General features: G+C 61.0%; 23 protein-coding genes. 20 read left to right on the forward strand and 3 right to left on the reverse strand.

What is annotated here, in order from left to right; all coding sequences use genetic code 11:
• Positions 1-7: 7 nt before the first annotated feature.
• Genes pseG through pseC form a run of 3 tightly spaced genes read right to left on the reverse strand, consistent with a single transcriptional unit; the run spans position 8 to position 3,017 of the window.
• Complete coding sequence (gene pseG / locus D5400_RS05840; protein ID WP_126008555.1) at positions 8-1,165, reverse strand: UDP-2,4-diacetamido-2,4,6-trideoxy-beta-L-altropyranose hydrolase; 1,158 nt, start codon at positions 1,163-1,165, stop codon at positions 8-10.
• Positions 1,162-1,857: a pseudaminic acid cytidylyltransferase gene (gene pseF / locus D5400_RS05845; protein WP_126008558.1), complete on the reverse strand. Its 696-nt coding sequence runs from the start codon at positions 1,855-1,857 to the stop codon at positions 1,162-1,164. The genes pseG and pseF overlap by 4 nt, the downstream gene beginning before the upstream one ends.
• Complete coding sequence (gene pseC, locus D5400_RS05850) at positions 1,854-3,017, reverse strand: UDP-4-amino-4,6-dideoxy-N-acetyl-beta-L-altrosamine transaminase (protein ID WP_126008560.1); 1,164 nt, start codon at positions 3,015-3,017, stop codon at positions 1,854-1,856. The genes pseF and pseC overlap by 4 nt, the downstream gene beginning before the upstream one ends.
• 238 nt (positions 3,018-3,255) lie before the next feature.
• On the opposite strand from pseC, the gene pseB reads away from it, so the two are divergent.
• The 20 genes from pseB to D5400_RS05950 all read left to right on the forward strand — a co-directional run bounded on the left by pseB (position 3,256) and on the right by D5400_RS05950 (position 21,005).
• Positions 3,256-4,251, forward strand: coding sequence for a UDP-N-acetylglucosamine 4,6-dehydratase (inverting) (gene pseB / locus D5400_RS05855; RefSeq protein WP_126012825.1), 996 nt, complete (start codon positions 3,256-3,258; stop codon positions 4,249-4,251).
• 150 nt (positions 4,252-4,401) lie between these two features.
• On the forward strand, positions 4,402-5,040 hold the full coding sequence (locus tag D5400_RS05860) for a hypothetical protein (RefSeq protein ID WP_126008562.1): 639 nt from the start codon (positions 4,402-4,404) through the stop codon (positions 5,038-5,040).
• Positions 5,037-6,353: a MotB family protein gene (locus tag D5400_RS05865; RefSeq protein WP_126008564.1), complete on the forward strand. Its 1,317-nt coding sequence runs from the start codon at positions 5,037-5,039 to the stop codon at positions 6,351-6,353. Before D5400_RS05860 ends, D5400_RS05865 begins: the two co-directional genes overlap by 4 nt.
• Complete coding sequence (locus D5400_RS05870; protein ID WP_126008566.1) at positions 6,350-7,600, forward strand: chemotaxis protein; 1,251 nt, start codon at positions 6,350-6,352, stop codon at positions 7,598-7,600. Before D5400_RS05865 ends, D5400_RS05870 begins: the two co-directional genes overlap by 4 nt.
• Positions 7,597-9,207 carry a flagellar hook-length control protein FliK gene (fliK, locus tag D5400_RS05875; protein WP_126008568.1) on the forward strand — a complete coding sequence of 537 codons (1,611 nt, stop codon included), beginning with the start codon at positions 7,597-7,599 and terminating at the stop codon, positions 9,205-9,207. Before D5400_RS05870 ends, fliK begins: the two co-directional genes overlap by 4 nt.
• The gene (locus tag D5400_RS05880) at positions 9,161-9,715 is read left to right on the forward strand and encodes a transglycosylase SLT domain-containing protein (protein ID WP_404863853.1); all 555 of its coding nucleotides are present in this window, start codon (positions 9,161-9,163) and stop codon (positions 9,713-9,715) included. Before fliK ends, D5400_RS05880 begins: the two co-directional genes overlap by 47 nt.
• A 264-nt stretch (positions 9,716-9,979) precedes the next feature.
• Complete coding sequence (locus tag D5400_RS05885) at positions 9,980-10,651, forward strand: response regulator transcription factor (RefSeq protein WP_126008572.1); 672 nt, start codon at positions 9,980-9,982, stop codon at positions 10,649-10,651.
• Positions 10,652-10,743: 92 nt separating this feature from the next.
• Positions 10,744-11,958, forward strand: coding sequence for a flagellar hook protein FlgE (locus D5400_RS05890; RefSeq protein ID WP_126008574.1), 1,215 nt, complete (start codon positions 10,744-10,746; stop codon positions 11,956-11,958).
• 21 nt (positions 11,959-11,979) lie between these two features.
• The gene (gene flgK / locus D5400_RS05895) at positions 11,980-13,428 is read left to right on the forward strand and encodes a flagellar hook-associated protein FlgK (protein WP_126008576.1); all 1,449 of its coding nucleotides are present in this window, start codon (positions 11,980-11,982) and stop codon (positions 13,426-13,428) included.
• 4 nt (positions 13,429-13,432) lie between these two features.
• Positions 13,433-14,485 carry a flagellar hook-associated family protein gene (locus D5400_RS05900; protein WP_126008578.1) on the forward strand — a complete coding sequence of 351 codons (1,053 nt, stop codon included), beginning with the start codon at positions 13,433-13,435 and terminating at the stop codon, positions 14,483-14,485.
• Between the two features lie 48 nt (positions 14,486-14,533).
• Positions 14,534-14,881 carry a flagellar biosynthesis regulator FlaF gene (gene flaF / locus D5400_RS05905; protein WP_126008580.1) on the forward strand — a complete coding sequence of 116 codons (348 nt, stop codon included), beginning with the start codon at positions 14,534-14,536 and terminating at the stop codon, positions 14,879-14,881.
• Positions 14,878-15,327, forward strand: a complete 450-nt coding sequence (gene flbT / locus D5400_RS05910) for a flagellar biosynthesis repressor FlbT (RefSeq protein WP_126008582.1) — start codon at positions 14,878-14,880, stop codon at positions 15,325-15,327. The genes flaF and flbT overlap by 4 nt, the downstream gene beginning before the upstream one ends.
• Positions 15,318-15,725, forward strand: a complete 408-nt coding sequence (gene flgD, locus D5400_RS05915) for a flagellar hook assembly protein FlgD (protein ID WP_126008584.1) — start codon at positions 15,318-15,320, stop codon at positions 15,723-15,725. The genes flbT and flgD overlap by 10 nt, the downstream gene beginning before the upstream one ends.
• Before the next feature lie 11 nt (positions 15,726-15,736).
• A complete protein-coding gene (gene fliQ, locus D5400_RS05920; RefSeq protein ID WP_126008586.1) occupies positions 15,737-16,003 on the forward strand; it encodes a flagellar biosynthesis protein FliQ in 267 nt (88 codons plus the stop codon).
• A gap of 124 nt (positions 16,004-16,127) precedes the next feature.
• Complete coding sequence (gene flhA, locus D5400_RS05925) at positions 16,128-18,215, forward strand: flagellar biosynthesis protein FlhA (RefSeq protein WP_126008588.1); 2,088 nt, start codon at positions 16,128-16,130, stop codon at positions 18,213-18,215.
• The gene (gene fliR, locus D5400_RS05930) at positions 18,212-18,964 is read left to right on the forward strand and encodes a flagellar biosynthetic protein FliR (RefSeq protein ID WP_126008590.1); all 753 of its coding nucleotides are present in this window, start codon (positions 18,212-18,214) and stop codon (positions 18,962-18,964) included. Before flhA ends, fliR begins: the two co-directional genes overlap by 4 nt.
• 1 nt (position 18,965) lies before the next feature.
• Complete coding sequence (locus D5400_RS05935) at positions 18,966-19,382, forward strand: hypothetical protein (protein WP_126008592.1); 417 nt, start codon at positions 18,966-18,968, stop codon at positions 19,380-19,382.
• A gap of 109 nt (positions 19,383-19,491) precedes the next feature.
• A complete protein-coding gene (locus tag D5400_RS05940; protein ID WP_126008594.1) occupies positions 19,492-20,049 on the forward strand; it encodes a rod-binding protein in 558 nt (185 codons plus the stop codon).
• Positions 20,050-20,097: 48 nt separating this feature from the next.
• Positions 20,098-20,463: a hypothetical protein gene (locus D5400_RS05945; RefSeq protein WP_126008596.1), complete on the forward strand. Its 366-nt coding sequence runs from the start codon at positions 20,098-20,100 to the stop codon at positions 20,461-20,463.
• A complete protein-coding gene (locus D5400_RS05950) occupies positions 20,460-21,005 on the forward strand; it encodes a hypothetical protein (RefSeq protein WP_126008598.1) in 546 nt (181 codons plus the stop codon). Before D5400_RS05945 ends, D5400_RS05950 begins: the two co-directional genes overlap by 4 nt.
• Positions 21,006-21,064 lie beyond the last annotated feature (59 nt).

Below are 21,064 nucleotides of genomic sequence, written 5' to 3' on the forward strand. Positions count from 1 at the left end.
TCTTCCGTCATGGGGCATCTTCCAGCAGTGGGTGGGACACATTTGCAAGGACTGCGTCGACCACCCGTGCGGCGCCGTTTCCGTCGGTCACTTCGCGTGCCGCGAGGCTGATCGGGTGCGTGGCAGCAGGCTTCAGCAGCGGGCCTACCTTGGTTTCGGCCCATCGGTGTGGGTCGTTTTGCGGCTCGTAGGCCCCACCATCGACAGATGCCCCGCTCAGCGAAAGCGCTTGCGCCGCTTCTTTCTGGTTTTCGGCCAGGATCAGGTTGATCGCAGGCACGCCCAGGCAGCATCGTTCCCACGATGAGCTACCGGCCGCCCCGATGACGAGATCCATACGGCTGAGCAATGCCGCCATGTCGGAGACATTGTGATGGAGGGTGACGCTTCGACCGCATTGCCCCGCAAATTGCCTCAAAGCATCCTGATGGGGATAGGCAGGGCCGGTTACGACATGCAGGTCCACTTCTGGCGGCAATTGCAGTTCGCAAAGTCCGCTCAGCACCCAGCCTGTGCAGTCCGCGCTGTCGGCGCCGCCCATGAAGATGAGAATCGTCTGAATGCCCGCGCCCGCCGCAAAAGCGTCGTCGCGCCGTTGAAGCGATGCGCGACGCTCGGCTGCGAAATCGGGCCGCAGAAGCGCGTGACTAGGTCCCGTCAGAACGCGACACTGGGCTGGTACAAGATGGGCGTAGTCGTTGGCAGATTTGCCGAGCGTGGCATCGAGCACAATATCGCAATCGTGGGACCTCGAGAGATCGTCGAACGCCAGAATGAGAGGCGGCTGGCCCGTAGACGAGCGCAGGGCGCGCTCCCATGCGATGCCGAGCGCGTAATGATCCACCACGATGATCTGTGGTTGGAGTGTTTTCATGTGACCGCCAAGCGCTTCGGCATCATGCTCTTCGGTGGTCCCAAGCCAGGTGCCGTATGGTGTCGGGCCCGGCGGCGGTCCGTCTTCCGGCAGCATGACCAGTGGATGGCCTGCTTCAGCGAGCTTCTTTTTCACATCCTCGATCATGAAGCGGGCGACAAAGACGCATTCAAAGCCCTGATCGGTGAGCGCATTGGCCAGCGTCAGGCACCGCATGACATGTCCGAGCCCGATAACAGGCGATGCATCGACGCGTATCGCAACCGCGCGACAGCGTTGGTGGCCACTCATGATGCCTGTCCGGCGGAGCGGAGACGATAGAGCTCCTCGGCCATCTTCCAATCTTCGGGCGTGTCGATGTCGACCACGCGCGACCGTTCGACATGATAGAGCGCGGCATTCGGGCCGAGCACGGGGCGGTTCGCGCGCACTGCGCCGGGGCGGCACCAATAGAATTGACCCGCATCGTGGTATGCGGGTTCGAGATCCTGGGACCGCGTCGACGCCAGCTCGGGATTGAACATTTCCGGCCGACCATTGCGGAGCCGCAGGGCGCGTTGGATCGGGTAGGCATACTCGGTTGCAGCGAAGACGTAGGAGGAATTGCCTCCTTCAAGCAAACCGAAGGCAGTATCCAAATCGTGAGCCGTGACGAAGGGTGCCGTCGCGTAGAGGCAGCAAACCGCATCTACCGCCACGCCTTCCGCTTCGACACGATCGATCGCATCGGCGATGACGGCAAGCGTCGTGGCGTGATCGTCGGATAGCTTCGGCGTGCGCATGAACGGAACGTCAGCCCCGGCAGCACGGGCGACCGCAGCGATCTCTTCATCGTCGGTCGAGACGATGACGCGATCGATGGTCCTCGCAGCAAGCGCAGCCTCGATGGAGTAGGCGATGATCGGCCTGCCGAAGAACAGTCTGATGTTCTTGCGCGGGATGCGTTTCGAGCCGCCGCGGGCGGGTATGAGCCCCAGTCTCACTGCAAGACATCCTTTAGGGCTACGACAACCTGTTCCTGCTGAGACTCTGTCATCCCATGAAAGATCGGGATGGAGACGGCTCGCGCGTAATAGGCCTCGGCATTCGGGCAGTGGCCGGGCTTGAAACCAAGCGTTCGGTAATAGGGCTGCCGATAGATCGGTATGTAATGAAGGTTCACGCCGATATCGCGCTGGCGCAGGCTTTCGAAGACCTGCCGGTGCGAGAGGGCGATTTCGTCCAGCCGCAACTGTATGATGTAAAGATGGAGGCTGGACAGGCTGTCGGCGCTGCGTTGCGGCAAATCGATGGGAAGCGCGGCCAGCTCCGCATCATAGCGGTCGGCCAGCCGGTGCCTGTGGCTGACGAAATCGTTCAGCCGGGCAAGCTGCGACAGACCGAGAGCGGCTTGCATTTCGGTCATCCGGTAGTTGAAGCCGAGATCGATCTGCTCGTAGTACCACGGCCCCTCCGATGGGCCGGACATGTCGTTCTCGTCACGCGTAATTCCGTGTGACCGGAGCCGGAGCAACGCCTTGCCGAGGTCCGGGTCCTGGGTGACGCAACAGCCGCCTTCACCCGTGGTGATGATCTTGACCGGATGGAACGAGAAGACGGCGATGTCGGAATGGGTGCAGGCGCCAACCAGATCGCCGCCGTCGCGCGCGCCGATGGCGTGGCTCGCATCTTCGATGACCTTGAACCCGTAGCGGAGCGCAAGGGCACCAATTGCGGACATGTCGCAGGGCAGCCCACACAGATGAACCGGGATCACAACTTTCGGCAGGCGGCCGGCCGCCTCTGCCTTGCGCAGCTTCTCCTCCAGCACATCGACGCTCATGTTTAGCGTCACCGGATCGATGTCGACGAAATCGACCTCCGCGCCGCAGTAGAGTGCACAATTGGCCGAGGCGACGAACGAGATCGGAGACGTCCAGACGAGGTCGCCAGGCCCTACGCCGAGCGCGAGACACGCGATGTGCAAGGCAGCCGTCGCTGAGTTGACCGCCACGCAGTGAGGGGCACCGACCGTTTCGCCGAGCGCGCGCTCGAAGGCATCGACGACCGGACCTTGCGTCAGATGATCGGAGCGCAGGACATCCAGAACGGCGGCGATATCGGCATCGTCGATGGATTGGCGACCATAGGGGACGAAGGGCAAGGGCTCACCTCGGCAGGGACCGATTCGCGTGGTCCGACAGGATCAATAGGCAGAACTGGCCGCGGATTTCAAATGTGAAACATTGCTGATGAACTGCCGGAATCCAGGAGGCGCAGTGCGCGCAATTCGGCAAGTGTCGTGCTAGTCACGAAGACGGGGCGAATCAGCATCGGTGGCGGGCCGCATGCTGAATGGTCTCATCGACGGGGCAAAGGACTATTCGGGGAGCGGGCAGCAGATGTTCACGGGCAAGGCAGTTCTCATCACCGGCGGGACCGGATCTTTCGGCCGGAAATACACCGAGACCATTCTTGCGCGCTACAAGCCGTCGCGCATCGTCATCTTCTCGCGCGACGAGCTCAAGCAATACGAGATGGCGCAGACCTTCAACGATCCTGCGATGCGCTATTTCATTGGCGATGTGCGCGATCAGGCGAGGCTTCGCCAAGCCATGGACGGCATCGATTTCGTCATCCATGCCGCTGCCCTGAAGCATGTCCCGGTTGCCGAATACAACCCGATGGAATGCATCAAGACCAACATCAACGGTGCGGAGAACGTCATCTCGGCCGCGATGCAGGCGGGGGTGAGCAAGGTCATTGCGCTTTCCACCGACAAGGCGGCGAACCCGATCAATCTCTACGGAGCGACAAAGCTCGTTTCCGACAAGCTCTTCGTTGCGGCCAACAACATCACCGGCGGTCGGGGACCGACCTTCGCCGTGGTGCGCTACGGCAATGTAGTGGGCTCGCGCGGTTCGGTCGTGCCATTTTTCAAGAAGCTCATCGCCGAAGGGCGTACGCCTCTGCCGGTGACGCATGAAGACATGACGCGCTTTTGGATCACGCTGCAGGATGGCGTCGACTTCGTTCTCAAGAACTTCGAGCGAATGTATGGCGGCGAAATCTTCGTGCCGAAGATCCCGTCGGTGCGCATTCTCGATCTGGTCGAAGCCTATAGCGGCACACGCGATGCGGAGATCATCGGCATTCGGCCCGGCGAGAAGCTTCACGAGATCATGTGCCCGGCCGACGACAGCCACCTGACCTTGGAATTCGACGACCATTTCGTCCTGCGCCCGACCATCAAGTTCCATCACAGCGATCTCGATTACACGACCAATGCGCTCGGAGAGAACGGTTCACCTGTGCACACAGGGTTCGAGTATCATAGCGGCAACAATTCCGATTTTCTCGATGTCGAGCAGATCAGGCAGATGGACACACGGGCCTGACAGGCCTGCGGAGAGGTGAGCGCAACTGATCTCACCTCTCCCCTTCAACCACCCTCACGCAAGCTTCGCCTCCTAGAACAGACCCGAATGGCATACATGGCGGAGTGTGTGTCCGGCTGATTGCGTGTCTGCTCGGGCTGGTTCGAATTGATGGTTTCCATTGCTGATTATCTGCGCGATTTTGGTGCGCCGGACGAGGTTCGCGGCGTGCACGCAACCCGTCTGCGTCATGTCGAGCCGCAGCCGGTCAGCATCGATATCGCGCCGGCCGTTCCCGATCGGGACTTCGAGGCGGAACTGACAGCCGCTTTCGCGCGCGGCGAGCAGGCGGCGGCCGCCCGTGCGGAGGCGGAGCTTACGGCTGCACTCGAGGCCGAACGCGCGCGGCATCGCGAGGAAATGGACAGCGTCCGCACGTCCTACGAGCAGGATTACGCGACGATGATCGCGTCCAAGCTCGATGGCATCGCGGGCAATCTTAGCGATACGATCGGTGAGCAGGTCAGTGATGTGCTGGCGCCGTTCCTCGACTCCATCATCCGCCGCCGCGTCGTCGACGAACTGGCCCGCGCCATCCAGGCCGCGATCGCCAATGGGCCGGAAGCGAGCGTCTCGGTCTCTGGGCCGAAAGGCCTTCAAGAACAGCTGGCGCGCCACTTCGACGATGCAGGCGTCGCCTTCGCCTTCGAAGAAAGCGACGACATGGACATTATCGTGAATTTCGATGGCACGGTCTTCGCGACGCGGCTCGCGGACTGGTCTGAAGCCTTGAAGGAGGCCGTAGCGTGAGCGGAGACAGCAATCGGCCTGAAATCGAGCGGGAAATCGTTATCGTCCGACGGGGCGGGCATGGCGAGGAAGAAGGGCATCACGGCGGTGTCTGGAAGATCGCCTATGCCGACTTCATGACAGCATTGATGGCGTTCTTTCTGGTCATGTGGCTCGTCAATGCAGCCAATGAGGAAACAAAGGCGGCGGTTGCGAGCTACTTCAACCCGATCCAGCTTATGGATGAAAAGCCGGCCGATCGCAGCATCCAGGATGAAGGACAGGCCTCCGAAGGCGAGACCAACCGACCTGCTGCCGATACGCAGGGCGAAGGGACGACGGACGGTGCCAGCATCGAGCAGGGCTCCGACCGCAACGCGACGGCCGGCGAGAAAACGGAGTATTCCGAATCGGATTATTTTGAAAATCCCTATGCCGTCCTGGCGGAAATCGCCCGTGAAACGGGGCAGCAGGCCAATATTTCCGACGCGGGCGAGGGTGGAGCGCAGACGTCAGGACCTGCGACCGGCGCGTCCGGTGGCGAGGCCTATCGCGATCCCTTCGATCCGGATTTCTGGTCGCAGCAGTCGCTGAGCGAAATCAGCCTCGATCCTGCCAATGAGGAGACGGCGCTTGTGACGCCTCAGGCCATCTCCGATGATGCCGCGCTGATCGAAGAAGCCCTTTCGCCGGCCGCAGATACTGTCGATCCGGCTGCGGGAGAGGATATTGTGATCGCGCCGGCTGCGGCTCCGGAGCCGGCAGCGGCGCAAAGTCCAGCCGAGGCGGCGCCAACTTCTGAAACGCCTCCCGCTGAAATGGCAGCAGTGACTCCTGAGGCTGATACCAACGCGCAGTTGGATGCAGCGCAGGAACTGCGTACTGAGATCCAGCAGCAGATCGCCGGCGTCGGCGGCAAGCTGGCGGAGGGTCTTGAGGTGACGCCGGCCGAGGGCGGGCTTCTGATCAGCCTGACCGACCAGGTCGATGTCACCATGTTCGCCAGCGGTTCTCCGGTTCCGCAGCGCGAGCTGGTGCTGGCCATGGAGCGCATCGGCGCGTTGCTTGCGGAACGTGACGGCCAGATCGTTATCCGCGGCCATACGGACGCGCATCCCTTCCGCGGCGAAGGCAACGACAATTGGCGCCTTTCGACAGCGCGCGCGCACAGCGCCTTCTACATGCTCGTGCGTGGCGGCCTGGAGGAAGATCGCATCGTGCAGGTGTCGGGCTTTGCCGATCGCCGGCCGAAGCTGCCTGATGATCCCTTCGCCGATGCCAACCGGCGCATCGAAATACTCGTGCAGGCCGATGCCAGCGAGATCCTCCCATGACACGGCGCTGGCTCGCCATTGTCGCAGTAGCGGCTTCGGCGTTCGTGCCCGTCAAGGCACAGGCCATGGAGGCCGGTCCGACGCCGCTCTCCATGGTGCGGTCATTGCAGTTCGTGCAGGACGCGGTGATCAAGGGCGATCATTCGGCCATCGAGATGCAGCGTCACCTGCTGACGGTGATCGACGAGCGGCTGCGCGCGGCGAGCGCCGAGACGTTCTACGACCAGCACGGCATGGATGCCGCGATCATCTACGCGCTCAGCGGAGGCAACCCGGCAACGTTGCCGATGCTCGCGCGCCGGTTTCCGGAAGCGGGCTTCGATCCGCGGCTCATGCCTCTGCTTGAAGAGCATCTGCGCGGGCGCGGGCGCGGTGTCTTCGAACCCCTGCGCGATATTCTGGTGCATTATCAAGGCACGCGCATCGAGCCTTATCTGACGCTTGTCGCGGCGAATGCGGCGGCGCTTTCCAGCCCGGCGGATTCACTTCCTCTGTTCGATTGGGCCAGGCTCCTGGCTCCAGGCTCGATCATCGAGGAAGCGGCGCTTCGGCGATCCGTCGAGGTTTCCGTGAGGCTCGGCATGGTCGATGAGGGATTGAAGCGTGCCGAACGCTATGCGCGGCGCTTCCTGCACTCGCCCTATGCCGGCCAGTTCGCCGATCTCTTCGTGGAACTGGTGCTCTCGCACCCGGACGATGTGAAGAGCGAGCGGATCGCCGAAACGCTGGCGTTCATGGACGAGGCGCGGCAGCGCTCGATCTATCTGCGCATTGCCCGGCGGGCAGCCATCAACGGCAACCGGACTTTGGCCCAGGAAGCGGCCGCCGCTGCCGAAGGACTCGGGGTGCAAGACGAGAAGGCGCAGGCGCTCGCCAATCTCTATTCGGGAGCGGCAGCCATTCCCGGTGAAGATGTGAGCGGCGTCGCTGCCGCCGTTTCCAGCATCGATGATGCGGCGTTATCACCACGCGATCGAGCGCTCCGATCGGCCGCCGAATCAATTGCCGCTGCGGTCACGCGGCCGCCGATCCTCGAAGCGATTGCCGAGCCGGTAGCGGTATCGGTCGAGCCTGATGCCAGTTTTGCTCCCGACACCACGCAGCCGGCCATGATGCCGCAGGGCGAGGGCGCACCCGAAATAACCGATGCGCCGGCCGATGCCGTGAAAGACGAAGTTGACGGCTTCGTGGACGATCGCCGCGCGGTTCTGGAAAGCATCGACGCATTGCTGGAGGAAGACCGATGAGCGCACCTGTGGGAATCGGACTGCCCGCAATTGGCAACGATCCGACGATCAAGGGTCGAAGCGGAGGCCAGAAGGAACGGGACGCAGGCGATGTCTTCAGCCAGGCGATCGATCGGCTGTCCGCCAAGGATCCGAAAGGGCAACGCGGCGGCACTGGTAACGGCCAGGCCCGCGCAGAGGCATCAGCCAATGGAAAGGGCGACATCGAGGTGGATATCACCAACGCGCCGCGTGGGGGCAAGGACGTGGCAGGCCCGCGAGAAATCGGCCGCGAGGATCGCAGTTCACTGCTCGCCCTTTTCGAGAACACCGCCAAGGCCGGCAACCGGCCAGTGGATGGCTCGAAGCCGGATGATACCATTTCCCAGGAAGCGAATGGAGCACAACCTCAAACGCTTGAGTCCGCTTCGGGTGACCTGTCCGAAAGCTCGGATGCGGCTGAAGACAGTTTCGATCTGACGCAGGACGTGATGGACTTCGCGGGCACTCAAACCTCGCAGGGCGTCGGCACGAGTGTGACTTCGTCCCTGCAGCAGGCTCTTGCCAAGCCGGACACGATCAGCGCCTGGCTGCAATCGCGCAGCACGACCACGGCTTTGCCGGTGGTTCCGGCTGATGGTCAGCTTGCCGTCGACGGTCCGGACATTGCTGCATTGAAGGGCGCGGAGGTGCCGCAGAGCGCCGATGGCGAGATCGATGTCTTCCGCATGGTCGGCGGCAAGGGCGACGTGCCGTCCATAGTGGTCGATGCCGTGGCCCGCTCCATCGCGCAGGGCATGGCCAAGGGCGAAGCACGGCCAGATGGAACGAAGGCCGACCCGATCCGCCTCGATGGTGCATCTCGTGGCGCGAAGGTGGACGGGGTTGATCCCGATCGGCTCAAGACAGCACCCATGCTGGATAGCGGCCGTGGCGTGAGCGACACATCGCAGAAGACCAGCGCCACCACGCCGGCAGACCGTCTTGCCGATCTTGGTGGTCGGCAAGACCGGGCAGACAATATGCTGCGCGCCGGTGCCGATCTTTCGATCCTGGAAAGCCGCAAGTTTCTCGGTGTGGCCGCAGGCCAGACGTCCACCGCCGGCATCATCAGCACGGTAACCGAGAACGGCGAGTGGAACGCGATGCTGCGGGACGTGGCTTCCACATCCGCCACAACGCTCGACACGGCACGCAATGCCAGCAACACGCTGAAGATCCAGTTGAACCCGGTCGAACTCGGCACGGTGACAGCCACGTTCCGCATGAGCGGCGGTCATCTGACCATCGAACTGAAGGTCGAGACGATCGAGGCCTATCGGCAGTTGTCGGATGACCAGAGCGGCCTCGCCAAGGCCCTGAAGGCGCAGGGCATCGATGCTCAGAACGTCGTTGTCCAACATGTGGGCAGCGATCGCTCGGCGCAAAGCGCAAGTGCAGGCCCGACTTCGGGCAACGGTGCCGCCGGCCAGCAGGGCCAGATGGAAGGCGGCAGCAGCCAGCAATCGGCAACCGGGCAGCAGCGCGGTGAGGGCGGCAGCGACGGTCGTCGCGGTTCGGGACGGGAGCAGGGAGATGTCGATGCGCGCAGGACTGATCGCGCTGCTTCTGGCGACGTGTATCTCTAGCCAAGTGAGCCAGGCAGCGGCTGCGAGCTGCGAAGCGGAGATCACTGACGCTGCCAAGGCCTACGATATTCCTGTCGGCATTCTCTATTCCGTCGGGCTCACGGAGACCGGGATGCGCGGGTCATTGCAGCCCTTTGCGCTCAATATCGAAGGCAAGGCATACTTCGCGCGGTCGAAGAGCGAAGCGGTGCAGGTCCTGAACGATGCTTTGGCGCAGGGTAAAGTGCTGGTCGATCTTGGCTGCATGCAGATCAATCATCACTATCATCGGGACCAGTTCGCCTCGGTCGATGCCATGCTCGATCCGCATGCCAATGTTCGCTATGCCGCGCGATTTCTGCATGAGCTGAAAGGTCGGCATGATAGCTGGACGATGGCGGTGGCGCGTTATCATGCGGGGCCGAACAACGATCCGGCTCAGAAACGGTACGTGTGCCGCGTCATCAGCAATCTGGTGGCCACGGGGTACGGACAATGGACGCCCGGCGCCCGTGCATTCTGCACGTGATCCGTCACCTTTCCTCTTCAATCTCAGATTGAATTAGCGGAAGCTACGTCCAATTGTGGCCGGCAAGGCCAAATTTAGGCGTTGTTAACTTTTTCCAAAGGAAATTTGTGGCTCCGCCGCGAGGCCTCACAACATCTAGTATCAAATCGGCACGCCAAGCGGTCGCAACTGCCAAAAGGCATCAATATTTCCTGTAGTTGTTCCAGAATCTCACGATTCGTAAAACGTGGTTAACGCGATGGGTGCGGTGATTCGGGGGCGACAATGATCGTTGTGGTTGACGAGCGAGAGCTCGTGACGGAAGGCTTTAAATCGCTTTTCGGACGGGAGGGTGTGCCGTCTGCAAGCTTTGAGCCTCGTGAGTTTCAGGCGTGGGTTCACACGGCAGCGGACACGGATCTCGATGCTGTCGAGGCCTTCCTGATCGGTAAGTCGAACTCGACTTTCGAGCTTCCCCGCGCCATCCGCAGCCGCTCTGCAGCACCGGTGATCGCGGTCAACGATACGCATTCTCTGGAAGCCACGCTGGCGCTCTATGACAGCGGCGTCGACGACGTCGTTCGCAATCCGGTTCATCCGCGGGAAATCCTGGCCCGTGCGGCTGCCATTCGTCGTCGCTTGAAGTCGATGGTCAACCATACGGACATCGGCTCGATCCGCGTGTTCTCCGATGGTCGTGATCCAGAAATCGAAGGCGAGACATTCGCTCTGCCGCGCAGAGAGCGCCGAATTCTGGAATATCTTGTCGCCAATCGCGGCAAGCGTGTCACCAAGGGGCAGATCTTCAACGCCATCTACGGCATCTTCGACGAAGACGTCGAAGAGAACGTCGTCGAAAGCCACATCAGCAAGCTGCGCAAGAAACTGCGCAAGAAGCTCGGCGTCGATCCGATCGATTCCAAGCGCTTCCTTGGCTACCGCATCGACTGGGACTGAGCGATCTCTCGCCCCGGCGGCGGCCTCTGTCAGGTTCGCGCAAGCCAGGGCCCATAGCATCGTCCCCAATCAATCTACAAAGGGTCTGATCGATGAGTCTCAACGGCATGATGCGCACTGGCGTATCGGGAATGAACGCGCAGGCTAATCGGCTGAGCACGGTCGCCGAAAACATCGCGAACTCCGATACCGCAGGCTACAAGCGCGCCTCGACCGAGTTCTCGTCGCTGATCCTGCCAGGCTCCTCCGGCTCCTACAATTCAGGCGCCGTGACGACTGACGTCCGATACAACGTCAACAAGCAGGGCGAGCTAGAGTTCACCTCCTCGGCGACCGATCTTGCAATCGAAGGTCCCGGCTTCTTCATTGTCGAAAACGGCAATGGAGACCCGTTCCTCACGCGTGCAGGCTCTTTCGTGCCGAATGGCAGCGGTGAGCTGGTGAATGCGGCCGGGTTTACGCTTCTCGGCTATCCTTACAACGGAACCGGTACGCCTCAGACGGTCGTCAACGGTTTCGATGGCCTGTCGCCCGTCAATATCGGCCAGGGCAATCTGAGCGCAACGGCTTCTACCGAAGGTAATTTCGCCGGCAACCTTCCGTCCGGTGCGGCGGTTGGAGATAGGGTGAGCAGCTCGCTCGCTGTATTCGATACGGTCGGCAACACTGTCCTGGTCGATCTCGTCTATACCAAGACCCAGGTTGCCGACCCGTCGACATCGACGCCGGAAGAATGGACGCTCGAAATCGTGCGCCGTGATGATCCGACGGCGACGCCGCTCAACGCGCCCACGACGCTGTCCTTCACGAACGGCCAGCTCACAACCTCGCCGTCGCTGACGTTCAATCTTGGGACGGGCAATCCAGACATTGCGATGGATCTCAGCCGGATCACCGCACTTGGCTATCCCTATGATGTAGCGTCCGCCGGAGTGAACGGCAGCGCGCCGAGTAAGCTCGAAAGCGTGCAGATCAGCTCGAACGGCATTGTCTACGGCCAGTATGAGAACGGCGATCTGAAGCCGCTCTATCGCCTGGCGATGGCCAACGTTCAGAGCCCGGACAAGCTGCAGCCATTGGCCGGCAACGTTTACACGCAAGGCGTTGATTCCGGCGTGATCGTCACGGGCTTTGCCGAAAGCGGCAATTTCGGTTCAATCATTTCCGGCGCACTCGAAGGCTCCAACGTCGATATCGCCGAAGAGCTCACCAGCATGATTGAATCGCAGCGTAGCTACACGGCCAATTCGAAGGTCTTCCAGACGGGTTCGGACCTGATGGAAATCCTGGTCAATCTGAAGCGATAAACCGTCTTTCAAGGGTTTGGCATGTCTCTGACATCGGCACTCAATACGGCTCAATCGATCCTTTCGAACACGTCGACGCAAACGTCGACCGTGTCTCGAAACATTTCGAATGCCGGCGCAGAGAACTATGTCCGCCGATCTGCCACGCTGGCGAGCAACGGTTGGGGCGCGCAGGTCGTGAACATCTCGCGCGCCGCCAATGACGTGCTGTTCCGCGACAGTCTCGTGTCGACATCGTCGGCAAGCGGTCAGAACGCGCTTCTGGACGGCATCGACCAGATCCGTGCCTTGATCGGCGGCAATGATTTCGAAAAGGCACCGGCGGCCCTCATGGGTTCACTGCGTGACTCGCTGCAGCTTTTTGCGTCGCAGCCGAGCAACACCAGCGCAGCCCAGGGAGCGGTCGCCGACGCCATTCTGCTTGCCGACGGTATACGCCAATCATCGATCGACCTGCAGAAAATGCGCCTGCAGACCGACACTGAGATTTCGCGTCAGGTCGAGGATCTCAACAAGCTGCTCGGCGAGTTCGAAGTCGTCAACAACGACGTGCGCAATGCGACGCGTAGCGGCCAGGATGCCTCCGATGCGCTGGATACTCGCGACGGGATCCTGAAAAGCATTTCCGAAATCATCGGCGTGACGGTCGTCAAGCGGCCGAACAACGATATCGCGCTCTACACGAAAGAAGGCGCGACGCTGTTCGAAACGGTGCCGCGCGACGTGACCTTTGCGCGGACGAACGGCTTTGACGCCAACACGGTCGGCAATGCCGTGCTGGTCGACGGCGTACCGCTTGGTGCCGGCGAAGGGGGAGCGACAACCGCTTCGGGTTCGCTCGGGGCGCTTCTCCAGGTTCGCGATACGATTGCGCCGACTTACCAGTCGCAGCTCGACGAAATGGCGCGTGCTCTAGTGACGACATTCCGCGAAGTGTCGCAAACGGGCGGCACTGATCTGCCGGGTCTCTTCACCTGGAGTGGTGGCACCGTCCCTCCCGATGGGACGATCGTGCCTGGCATGGCAACCTCGCTTGCTGTGAACGCCGCTTACGTGCAGCCGTCCGGCAACGCTTTCCTGCTGCGTGATGGCGGTGCGAACGGCGCAGACTACGTCGTAAACGTCGAAGGCGGCGCCGGGTTCTCGTCACTCATCGAGGGTTTCGTGACGCAAATGTCGGAACCCGTGAACTTCGATGTGAACGCCCAGATCGGTGCGAGCGCATCGCTCTTCGATTTTGCTGCCAGTTCGGTCGGCTGGATGGAAAGCCTGCGCCAGCAGGCAAACACCGCTGCCGAAAATAAGAACGCCTCCTACTATCGCACGACCCAGGCGCTCTCGAATGCCACCGGCGTCAACATCGACGAAGAGATGGCCAAGCTCCTGGAGCTTGAACAGTCATACAAGGCGTCCGCCCGCATCATCACGGCGGTGGACGAGATGATCAATACGCTGCTGAGCGTGCGTTAGAGCCATGAAGACAACTTTCGTTTCAACCAGTGCCATGCAGAACGCGGTCCGGCTCGCCATCCAGCGGGCGCAGTCGGAAGTGACCGACCGGCAGCAGGAAGTCGTGACCAACCGCTATGCGGATGTGGGCTTGGCGCTCGGCTCGAAGTCGACACGGTCGATCTCGCTCAACCGCGAAGTCGCGCGCATCGACGCCGTGCTCGACACGAACGCGCTTGTCGGCCAGCGGTTGTCGTCTTCGCAGGTTGTTCTGGGTCAGCTGTCGGAGAGCGCGCAGCAGATGCTCGACACGCTGATCACGCTCAGCGACGGCGAAAATGCATCTCTGGTTAAAGTCGCACAGCAGACGATCAACGGCGCGCTCGGCAATTTCTCGGCTTTGGCAAATACGTCCAACAGCGGCGAGTTCTTGTTCGCCGGTGTGAACACCGATGTTCGGCCGATGAACGATTATTTCGCGCCGGGTTCGCCTGCCAAGGCCGCGTTCGACAATTTGTTCCAGTCGCGCTTCGGCTTCTCGCAGACTGATCCGCAGACGGAGACGATTTCGGCTGCAGACCTGACCAACTTCCTCGATACCGACGTCAAGCAGATGTTCGAGGGCCCGGCCTGGAACCTGAACTGGTCGAGTGCGTCTGACACGAACCTGACGAACCGCATCAATGGCTCGGAGGTCATTCAAAGCTCGACCAATGCCAACAATGCGGGCTTCCGCCAATTCGCTATGGCCGCAGTGGTCGGCAGCGAGCTGATCGGCGGCAACTGGAACAGTCAAGCACGCGCGGCACTGAGCGACGCCGTGATCAGCATGGCCGGCAGCGCGATCACCTCTGTCGACGAGCAACGGGCAGAGCTTGGCGTTGCCGAAATGCGGGTGACAAAAGCCAATGTCAGCCTGCGAACCCAGAAAGATATCGTTGCGGTTTATATTGGTGAACTCGAAGGCGTCGATCCTTACGAGGCTGCCACGCGCATGAATACACTGCTCACCCAGATGGAAGCGTCCTACTCGTTGACCGCGCGAATCCAGCAGATGAGCTTGTTGAACTTCCTCTAGCCGCTCGTGCCGTCCGGCACTGGCGCAACACATGACAAGGCGAGCTGAATGTATCAGTTTTCTTATGCCGAGATACAGCAGGATGATGTTGCTGAATCGAAGGACCGGGAGCGGCAGGTTCTCGACAAGTCCATCGGCCTTCTGGAGCGGGCCCGTGTGGCCGGTCCGAAATCGAGAGATGCCATCGAGGCACTCTACTTCACAAATCGCGTGTGGATGCGCTTCATCGAAGACCTGAATGCGCCGGACAACGAACTCGACCTTTCGCTCAAGGCAAATCTGATCTCGGTCGGTTTCTGGATCCTTCGCGAAAGCGACAAGATCCGGAAAGGTGAATCCGAGAACTTCGAAGGCATCATCGACATTTCGTCGATCATCAGGGATGGACTGAAATGAAGAGTTCGCTGCGGATTTCGCTGAAGAGCGGCGAAAGAATCTTCATCAATGGTGCCGTCCTGCGGGTCGACCGCAAGGTGTCGCTCGAGTTCCTCAACGACGTCACCTTCCTTCTGGAGAACCATGTTCTTCAGCCGGAGGACGCGACGACGCCGCTGAAGCAGCTCTACTTCATCGTGCAGATGATGCTGATCAACCCGGAAGGCGCAGATCAGTCGATGAACATGTTCAAGAAGTCGATCATGATGCTCTTGAACTGCTTCCAGAACGAGGAAATTCGCACGCAGCTGAAGCTGATCGACGAGGTCGTTTCCGGCAAGAAACCGTTCGAAGCACTCAAGATGATCCGCAAGCTCTACCCGCTCGAAGATCAGGTTCTAAACACGCCTGAGATGACGCCGGCGACGATCACTGCGATCCAGAAGGAGATTGCGCCATGGAGATAGGGGCCACCGGCAGCGCGACGACGAGCACCGCGGCGACCTCCAAATCGCAGCAGGCGTCGGAAAACGCCATGCTCGACTACGACAATTTCCTGCAGCTTCTGGTCGCACAGATGCGCAACCAGGATCCGACGGAGCCGATGGACTCGACGCAGCAGATCGCGCAGTTGGCGACCTTCTCCCAGGTCGAGCAGACGATCCAGACGAACCGCCGGCTTGAAATGCTGCTACAGTCTTCAGCGCTGTCCGAAGCCAATGCGGTTATCGGCCGCACATTGACCTCGACCGACGGATTGACCTCGGGCGTCGTCAAGGAAGTTCTTCTGCGGTCTGACGGCATCACTGCGATTCTCGAAGACGGCAAGAAGATCGATGTGACATCGGGCGTTTCCATCAGCTGAGGCAGCGTGCCATGAATGAAGCAGACGCTCTCGAACTTGTTCAGAATGCCATCTGGACGATCATCGTGGCTTCAGGGCCGGCGGTGCTTGTCGCCATGGTTGTCGGCGTGGGCATCGCCTTCATCCAGGCGTTGACGCAGGTTCAGGAAATCACGCTCACCTTCGTTCCCAAGATCGTTGCCATCCTTGTGACGGTCGCCATTTCGGCGCCGTTCGTCGGGGCACAGATCTCGCTTTTCACGAACATCGTCTTTTCGCGCATCGAGAGCGGCTTCTAGTCAGGTCTTCGCTCGCCTGTCGAAATGCTCACGCAAGCTTCGCTCGCTAGGTCTCTGTCAGGCGGTCTCCAACACCGACGCATGACGCGTCCGTGCGACCGGCCCGAAGCGGACGGCAGTGACGATGGCGCAAATCCAGGCCCTTTCCCCGGCATTTCCCAAGAAGCAAGGCCGCGACGTGGGCTTCGCGCTCGGGATCGTGGCCATCCTGGCGATCCTGTTCCTTCCGCTCCCGCCGATCCTCATCGACATGGGGCTGGCCTTCTCGATCGCGCTCTCGGTCCTGATTCTGATGGTCTCGCTGTGGATCCAGCGGCCGCTCGAGTTCTCCTCGTTTCCGACGATCCTGCTGATCGCCACGATGCTGCGGCTTGCGATGAACATCGCGACGACCCGCATCATCCTGTCCCAGGGCCATGAAGGCACTGATGCCGCCGGCAGCGTGATCCACGGTTTCGCAAACCTCGTCATGTCCGGCGACTTCGTGATCGGCCTGATCGTGTTCATGATCCTGATCGTCGTGAACTTCATCGTCATCACCAAGGGTGCAACCCGCATCGCAGAAGTGGGCGCGCGCTTTACCCTTGACGCGATCCCCGGCAAGCAGATGTCGATCGATGCAGACCTGTCGGCTGGCATCATCGACGAAAAGGAAGCACAGCGCCGCCGCAAGGAACTGGAGGAGGAAAGCTCCTTTTTCGGGTCCATGGACGGTGCGTCCAAGTTCGTGCGCGGCGATGCAATCGCGGGCCTGCTGATCACGGCCATCAACATCTTCGGTGGCATCATCATCGGCTATGCGCGCCACGACATGCCGATCGGCGAAGCAGCTGACGTGTTCGTGCGCCTGTCCGTCGGCGATGGTCTCGTTACGCAGATCCCGGCGCTGATCGTATCGCTGGCGGCCGGCCTTCTGGTGGCGCGCGGCGGCACGACGGGTTCGGCCGACCAGGCCGTCATCGGCCAGCTCAGTCACTATCCGAAGGCCCTGATCGTCGCGGCAGTGCTGATGTTCGTGCTGGCGTTCATGCCCGGCCTGCCGTTCCTGCCTTTTGTCGTACTCGGCGGCATCATGGCCTTCGGCGGCTGGATCATTCCTCGGCAGATCGAGGCAGTGAAGCTTGCGGAGGCTGAGGCCGAGCGCAGCACGAAGATGGAAGAGCAGGCGAAGGAGAAGGACTCGGTCAAGTCTGTCCTGAAGACTGCAGAGGTCGAGCTGCTGCTCGGCAAGCACGTCTCGTCGCGACTGCTCGGCGCGCACCAGGAACTGGCGTTCCGTGTCGGCAAGATGCGCAAGAAATTCGCGATGCAGTACGGCTTCGTCGTGCCGGAAATCAAGGTCAGCGACGACTACTCGGTGCCGCAGAAGGGCTACCAGATCCGCATCCACGGAACCGTGGTTGCCGCAAACGAACTGCGCGTCGGCGAAGTCATGGTCGTCAAGCAGGCCAACCGCATGCCGAGCGTGCCGGGCGACGATATTCGCGAGCCGGCCTTCGGCATGCCGGCGATCTCGATGCCGGAAAGCTTCACGGAAGATCTCAAGCGCGAAGGCTTCCAGCCCATCGACAACGTTTCCGTCGTTCTGACCCATATGAGCGAAGTCATCCGCAACAACCTGCCGCAGCTTTTGTCGTACAAGGACATGAAGGTGCTGCTGGAACGGCTCGATCCCGAGTACAAGAAGCTCGCCGACGAGATTTGTTCGTCGCACATGACCTATTCGGGCCTTCAGGCCGTGCTCAAGCTGCTGCTTGCCGAGCGCGTGTCGATCCGCAACCTGCATCTCATCATCGAAGCGGTCGCCGAACTTGCGCCGCATGTGCGCAAGACCGAGCAGATCGTCGAGCATGTGCGCATCCGCATGGCGCAGCAGCTGTGCGGTGATCTTGCCGAAAATGGGGTGTTGCGCGTTCTGCGCCTCGGCAACCGGTGGGATCTCGCCTTCCACCAGGCGCTCAAGCGGGACAACAAGGGCGAGGTGGTCGAGTTCGACATCGATCCGCGTCATCTGGAAGAGTTTAGCGAGCAGGCGACCAAGGTCATCCGCGAGGAGCTGGACAAGGGCCGACCCTTCGTGCTCGTCACCGCACCGGATGCGCGGCCTTACGTGCGCATGATCATCGAACGCCTCTTTGCGACACTGCCCGTCATTTCGCATGTGGAGATCGCCAAGGGGCTCGAGATCAAGGTTCTGGGCGCGATCTCTTGATCACGGATCCCGAAGGCTCCGTCCTCGCTCTTTTCGCGGCATTCTGCAGGATCGGCGCCTGCTTCATGCTGCTGCCGGGCTTCGGCACCATTCGCGTGCCGCTGCAGGTCAGGCTCTTCATCGCCATCGGCATCTCCTTCGCGCTCGCGCCGCTCATGTGGGACCAGATCTATCCGCGCGTTTCGGAAGGTGGTCCGGGTTATATCGGCATCGTCGGCGTCGAGCTTCTTATCGGATCAGTCATCGGCCTGCTTGCGCGCTACTACGTGGCGGCGCTGCAGTTTGCCGGTTCGGTCATCTCGATGGTCATCGGCTTCAACGGCATGCCGGGTGGCGGCATCGAGGACATGGAGCAGCACACCGACCTGTCGCGGCTGATCAGCTTCACCGGCATTCTCATGCTGTTCATGCTGGACTTCCACCACGTGGTGATCGTGTCGCTGACGAGCTCCTACGATTTCATGCCCCTCGGCCTCGCGTTCGACTCCCAGCTGGCTCTGGTATCCTTGACCGACACGCTGCTCGCGTCGTTTCGGCTGGTGCTGCAACTGTCGAGCCCGTTCATCATCTACGGTCTGGTCTTCAACCTTTCTGTCGGCCTAGTGAACAAGCTCGCGCCCCAGATACCGGTCTACTTCATCTCACTGCCTTTCCTCATCGCTGGTGGGCTGCTGCTGATCTATTTCGGCTCGAGCGATTTCTTCCGCCTGTTCGCCGCCGGCTTCGAACCGATCTTCATGGAGCGTTGACATGAGCGCCGAGCGCTACGCCAAGCTGAAGCGTCTTGCGGCCGTTCAGCGACAGATGGAGCGGGTGGCCGATGTCGAGCTCGCGGACATCATGCGGGAGCGCGCGCTTGTTGCGGACAAGATGGATGCGCTTGTGAGCGCGCTTGCTTCGCCGAAGCCGGTGCACGCCAACTTCTCCAAGCTCTACGGCGCGCAGATCGGCAAGCTCAAGGTGCGCGACCAGATCCTGACCGGCCGCATGCAGTTGCAGCAGAAGAAGGTCATGTCCGAGAAGGCGAAAGCGGACACGCTCGAGGAGTCGACGGCCATGGCGCTGGGCGAGGTGGAGCGGCAGAAGCAGGAGGCCGAACTTGAGCAACTGCTTGAATGCATTGGCGCTATCGACGCTCAAGCCTCCCGTAAGTTTCAAGGCTCATAGTCACGCCATGTTGATTTGACGGTGCGTCGATGCAGATCGCGCCGAAACGTTCCAGCACTGAAGGCTTGTCCATGAGGGACGGCGCAGTGCTTCAGCGACGGTGCATATCTTGGCCATCTCTCCCGCGAGCGACATCATTCTCGACGTCATCAACGCAGCAGATCCGTCAAGCGTGCGCGAAGCCCATCGTGCTTTGACGCAGAAGGCCGCAAATGGTGCGCAGTCGGCGTCGATCGAGTTTTCGATCGCCCGCGATGGCGGAGCGGCCGCCCGAACCGGCCGAGGCGCACTGTCGCCAGCCGACGATGCGATGAAGACCTACCGCGACTTCGAGGCGATGGTCCTGCAGACTTTCGTGAAGTCGATGCTGCCCCAGGATGCCGAGGAAATCTTTGGCGAAGGGACCGCGGGCGAAATCTGGAAAGGCATGATGGCCGAACACCTCGGCCGCATGATCTCCGAGGGTGGCGGCATCGGTATTGCCGAGCAGCTCGCGCCGGATGGCGCCCGCGTGACAGCCGAAGGACGCCTGGTATCACCCCACACACCGGACGCGGCACGCGACCGTGCGACCATGATGCTTGAAGAATTGCAGCGCACAACGTTGAACGACTGGAAAGATATTGAGGGACGGGAACGCTCTGAAGCAGCGGACAATCACGCCTAAGCTTCAGGCAGACCACTTGCTTTGCCGATAACAATGAAAAGGCCAGACATGGAAACCAACGGCACTGAACTGAGAATCTCCGGCGTACTGGGCCGGCTGGAAGCCGTGCTTGAGCGCGAGAACTCGCTTATCGGCACCGATGCTCGGTTCGACATCACCGCATCGAACGCCCAGAAGAGCCGCTGCCTTTACGAACTGAATTTGCTCATGAAGTCGATGGAGCCGTCCGATCTGCCGCGTGCGGCGGGGGATCGTCTGATCCGTCTGCGCAGCGTGGTCGAAACCAACGCGACTCGCGTCAAGGCCCATATGGAAGCCGTGCGCGACGTGACTGACCTGATCAACGAGGCTGTCCAGGCCGCTGAAGCCGATGGCACCTATTCCATGGATACCTTCAGGCCCGCAGCACAATGATCAAGCTTGCGCTCACCGCCGTCTGGATCTGCGCCGTTACACTCGGCGCGGTCTATTTCGCGATCCAGACATCGTCGACCAACGAAGCGGAAGCTGCCGTGCCTCCTCCGTTCTTCGGTGGCCTCGACTATGTGCGCGGTGAGGTGATTTCGGTTCCTGTCATTCGTGATGGCGCGGTGCAGGGCTATTTCCTGGCCCGTCTGGTTTTCACCGCCGAGCCTGAAAAACTCGCCAAGCTCTCCATCCAGCCGCAGACGCTGATCACGGATGAGCTCTACACCCACCTGATGGGCAATCCGAATATCGATTTCACGACGATGGAAACCTTCGACCTGACGCAGTTCCGCGAAGGCGTGCGTGATGCGCTGAACGCGCGGGTCGGGGAAAAGATCTTCCACGAGATCATCATCGAGCAAGTGGACTACCTGACCAAGGAAGAAATCCGCTCCAACATGCAGCGTCGGCGCCCGGCTGCGCCCGCATCGGCAGCTGCTCCCGCGCCGGCGGAACCGGCTGCGGCGGAAGAACCCGCAGCCCATTGAGCCACAAAGCCTGAATTTCTGGACTCGACGGTTGATTTTCTCGTCGCGATAGCGTCAAC

Origin of the sequence: Georhizobium profundi, assembly GCF_003952725.1 — a bacterium.
Taxonomy (GTDB): Bacteria; Pseudomonadota; Alphaproteobacteria; order Rhizobiales; family Rhizobiaceae; genus Georhizobium; species Georhizobium profundi.

Bases quoted from the DNA above. Each gene is read 5' to 3' on its own strand.
- pseG (WP_126008555.1), bottom strand. From the start codon at position 1,165: ATGAGTGGCCACCAACGCTGTCGCGCGGTTGCGATACGCGTCGATGCA.
- pseB (WP_126012825.1), top strand. From the start codon at position 3,256: ATGTTCACGGGCAAGGCAGTTCTCATCACCGGCGGGACCGGATCTTTC.
- D5400_RS05860 (WP_126008562.1), top strand. From the start codon at position 4,402: ATGGTTTCCATTGCTGATTATCTGCGCGATTTTGGTGCGCCGGACGAG.
- D5400_RS05870 (WP_126008566.1), top strand. From the start codon at position 6,350: ATGACACGGCGCTGGCTCGCCATTGTCGCAGTAGCGGCTTCGGCGTTC.
- fliK (WP_126008568.1), top strand. From the start codon at position 7,597: ATGAGCGCACCTGTGGGAATCGGACTGCCCGCAATTGGCAACGATCCG.
- D5400_RS05880 (WP_404863853.1), top strand. From the start codon at position 9,161: ATGCGCGCAGGACTGATCGCGCTGCTTCTGGCGACGTGTATCTCTAGC.
- D5400_RS05885 (WP_126008572.1), top strand. From the start codon at position 9,980: ATGATCGTTGTGGTTGACGAGCGAGAGCTCGTGACGGAAGGCTTTAAA.
- D5400_RS05890 (WP_126008574.1), top strand. From the start codon at position 10,744: ATGAGTCTCAACGGCATGATGCGCACTGGCGTATCGGGAATGAACGCG.
- flgK (WP_126008576.1), top strand. From the start codon at position 11,980: ATGTCTCTGACATCGGCACTCAATACGGCTCAATCGATCCTTTCGAAC.
- D5400_RS05900 (WP_126008578.1), top strand. From the start codon at position 13,433: ATGAAGACAACTTTCGTTTCAACCAGTGCCATGCAGAACGCGGTCCGG.
- flaF (WP_126008580.1), top strand. From the start codon at position 14,534: ATGTATCAGTTTTCTTATGCCGAGATACAGCAGGATGATGTTGCTGAA.
- flbT (WP_126008582.1), top strand. From the start codon at position 14,878: ATGAAGAGTTCGCTGCGGATTTCGCTGAAGAGCGGCGAAAGAATCTTC.
- flgD (WP_126008584.1), top strand. From the start codon at position 15,318: ATGGAGATAGGGGCCACCGGCAGCGCGACGACGAGCACCGCGGCGACC.
- fliQ (WP_126008586.1), top strand. From the start codon at position 15,737: ATGAATGAAGCAGACGCTCTCGAACTTGTTCAGAATGCCATCTGGACG.
- flhA (WP_126008588.1), top strand. From the start codon at position 16,128: ATGGCGCAAATCCAGGCCCTTTCCCCGGCATTTCCCAAGAAGCAAGGC.
- D5400_RS05935 (WP_126008592.1), top strand. From the start codon at position 18,966: ATGAGCGCCGAGCGCTACGCCAAGCTGAAGCGTCTTGCGGCCGTTCAG.
- D5400_RS05945 (WP_126008596.1), top strand. From the start codon at position 20,098: ATGGAAACCAACGGCACTGAACTGAGAATCTCCGGCGTACTGGGCCGG.
- D5400_RS05950 (WP_126008598.1), top strand. From the start codon at position 20,460: ATGATCAAGCTTGCGCTCACCGCCGTCTGGATCTGCGCCGTTACACTC.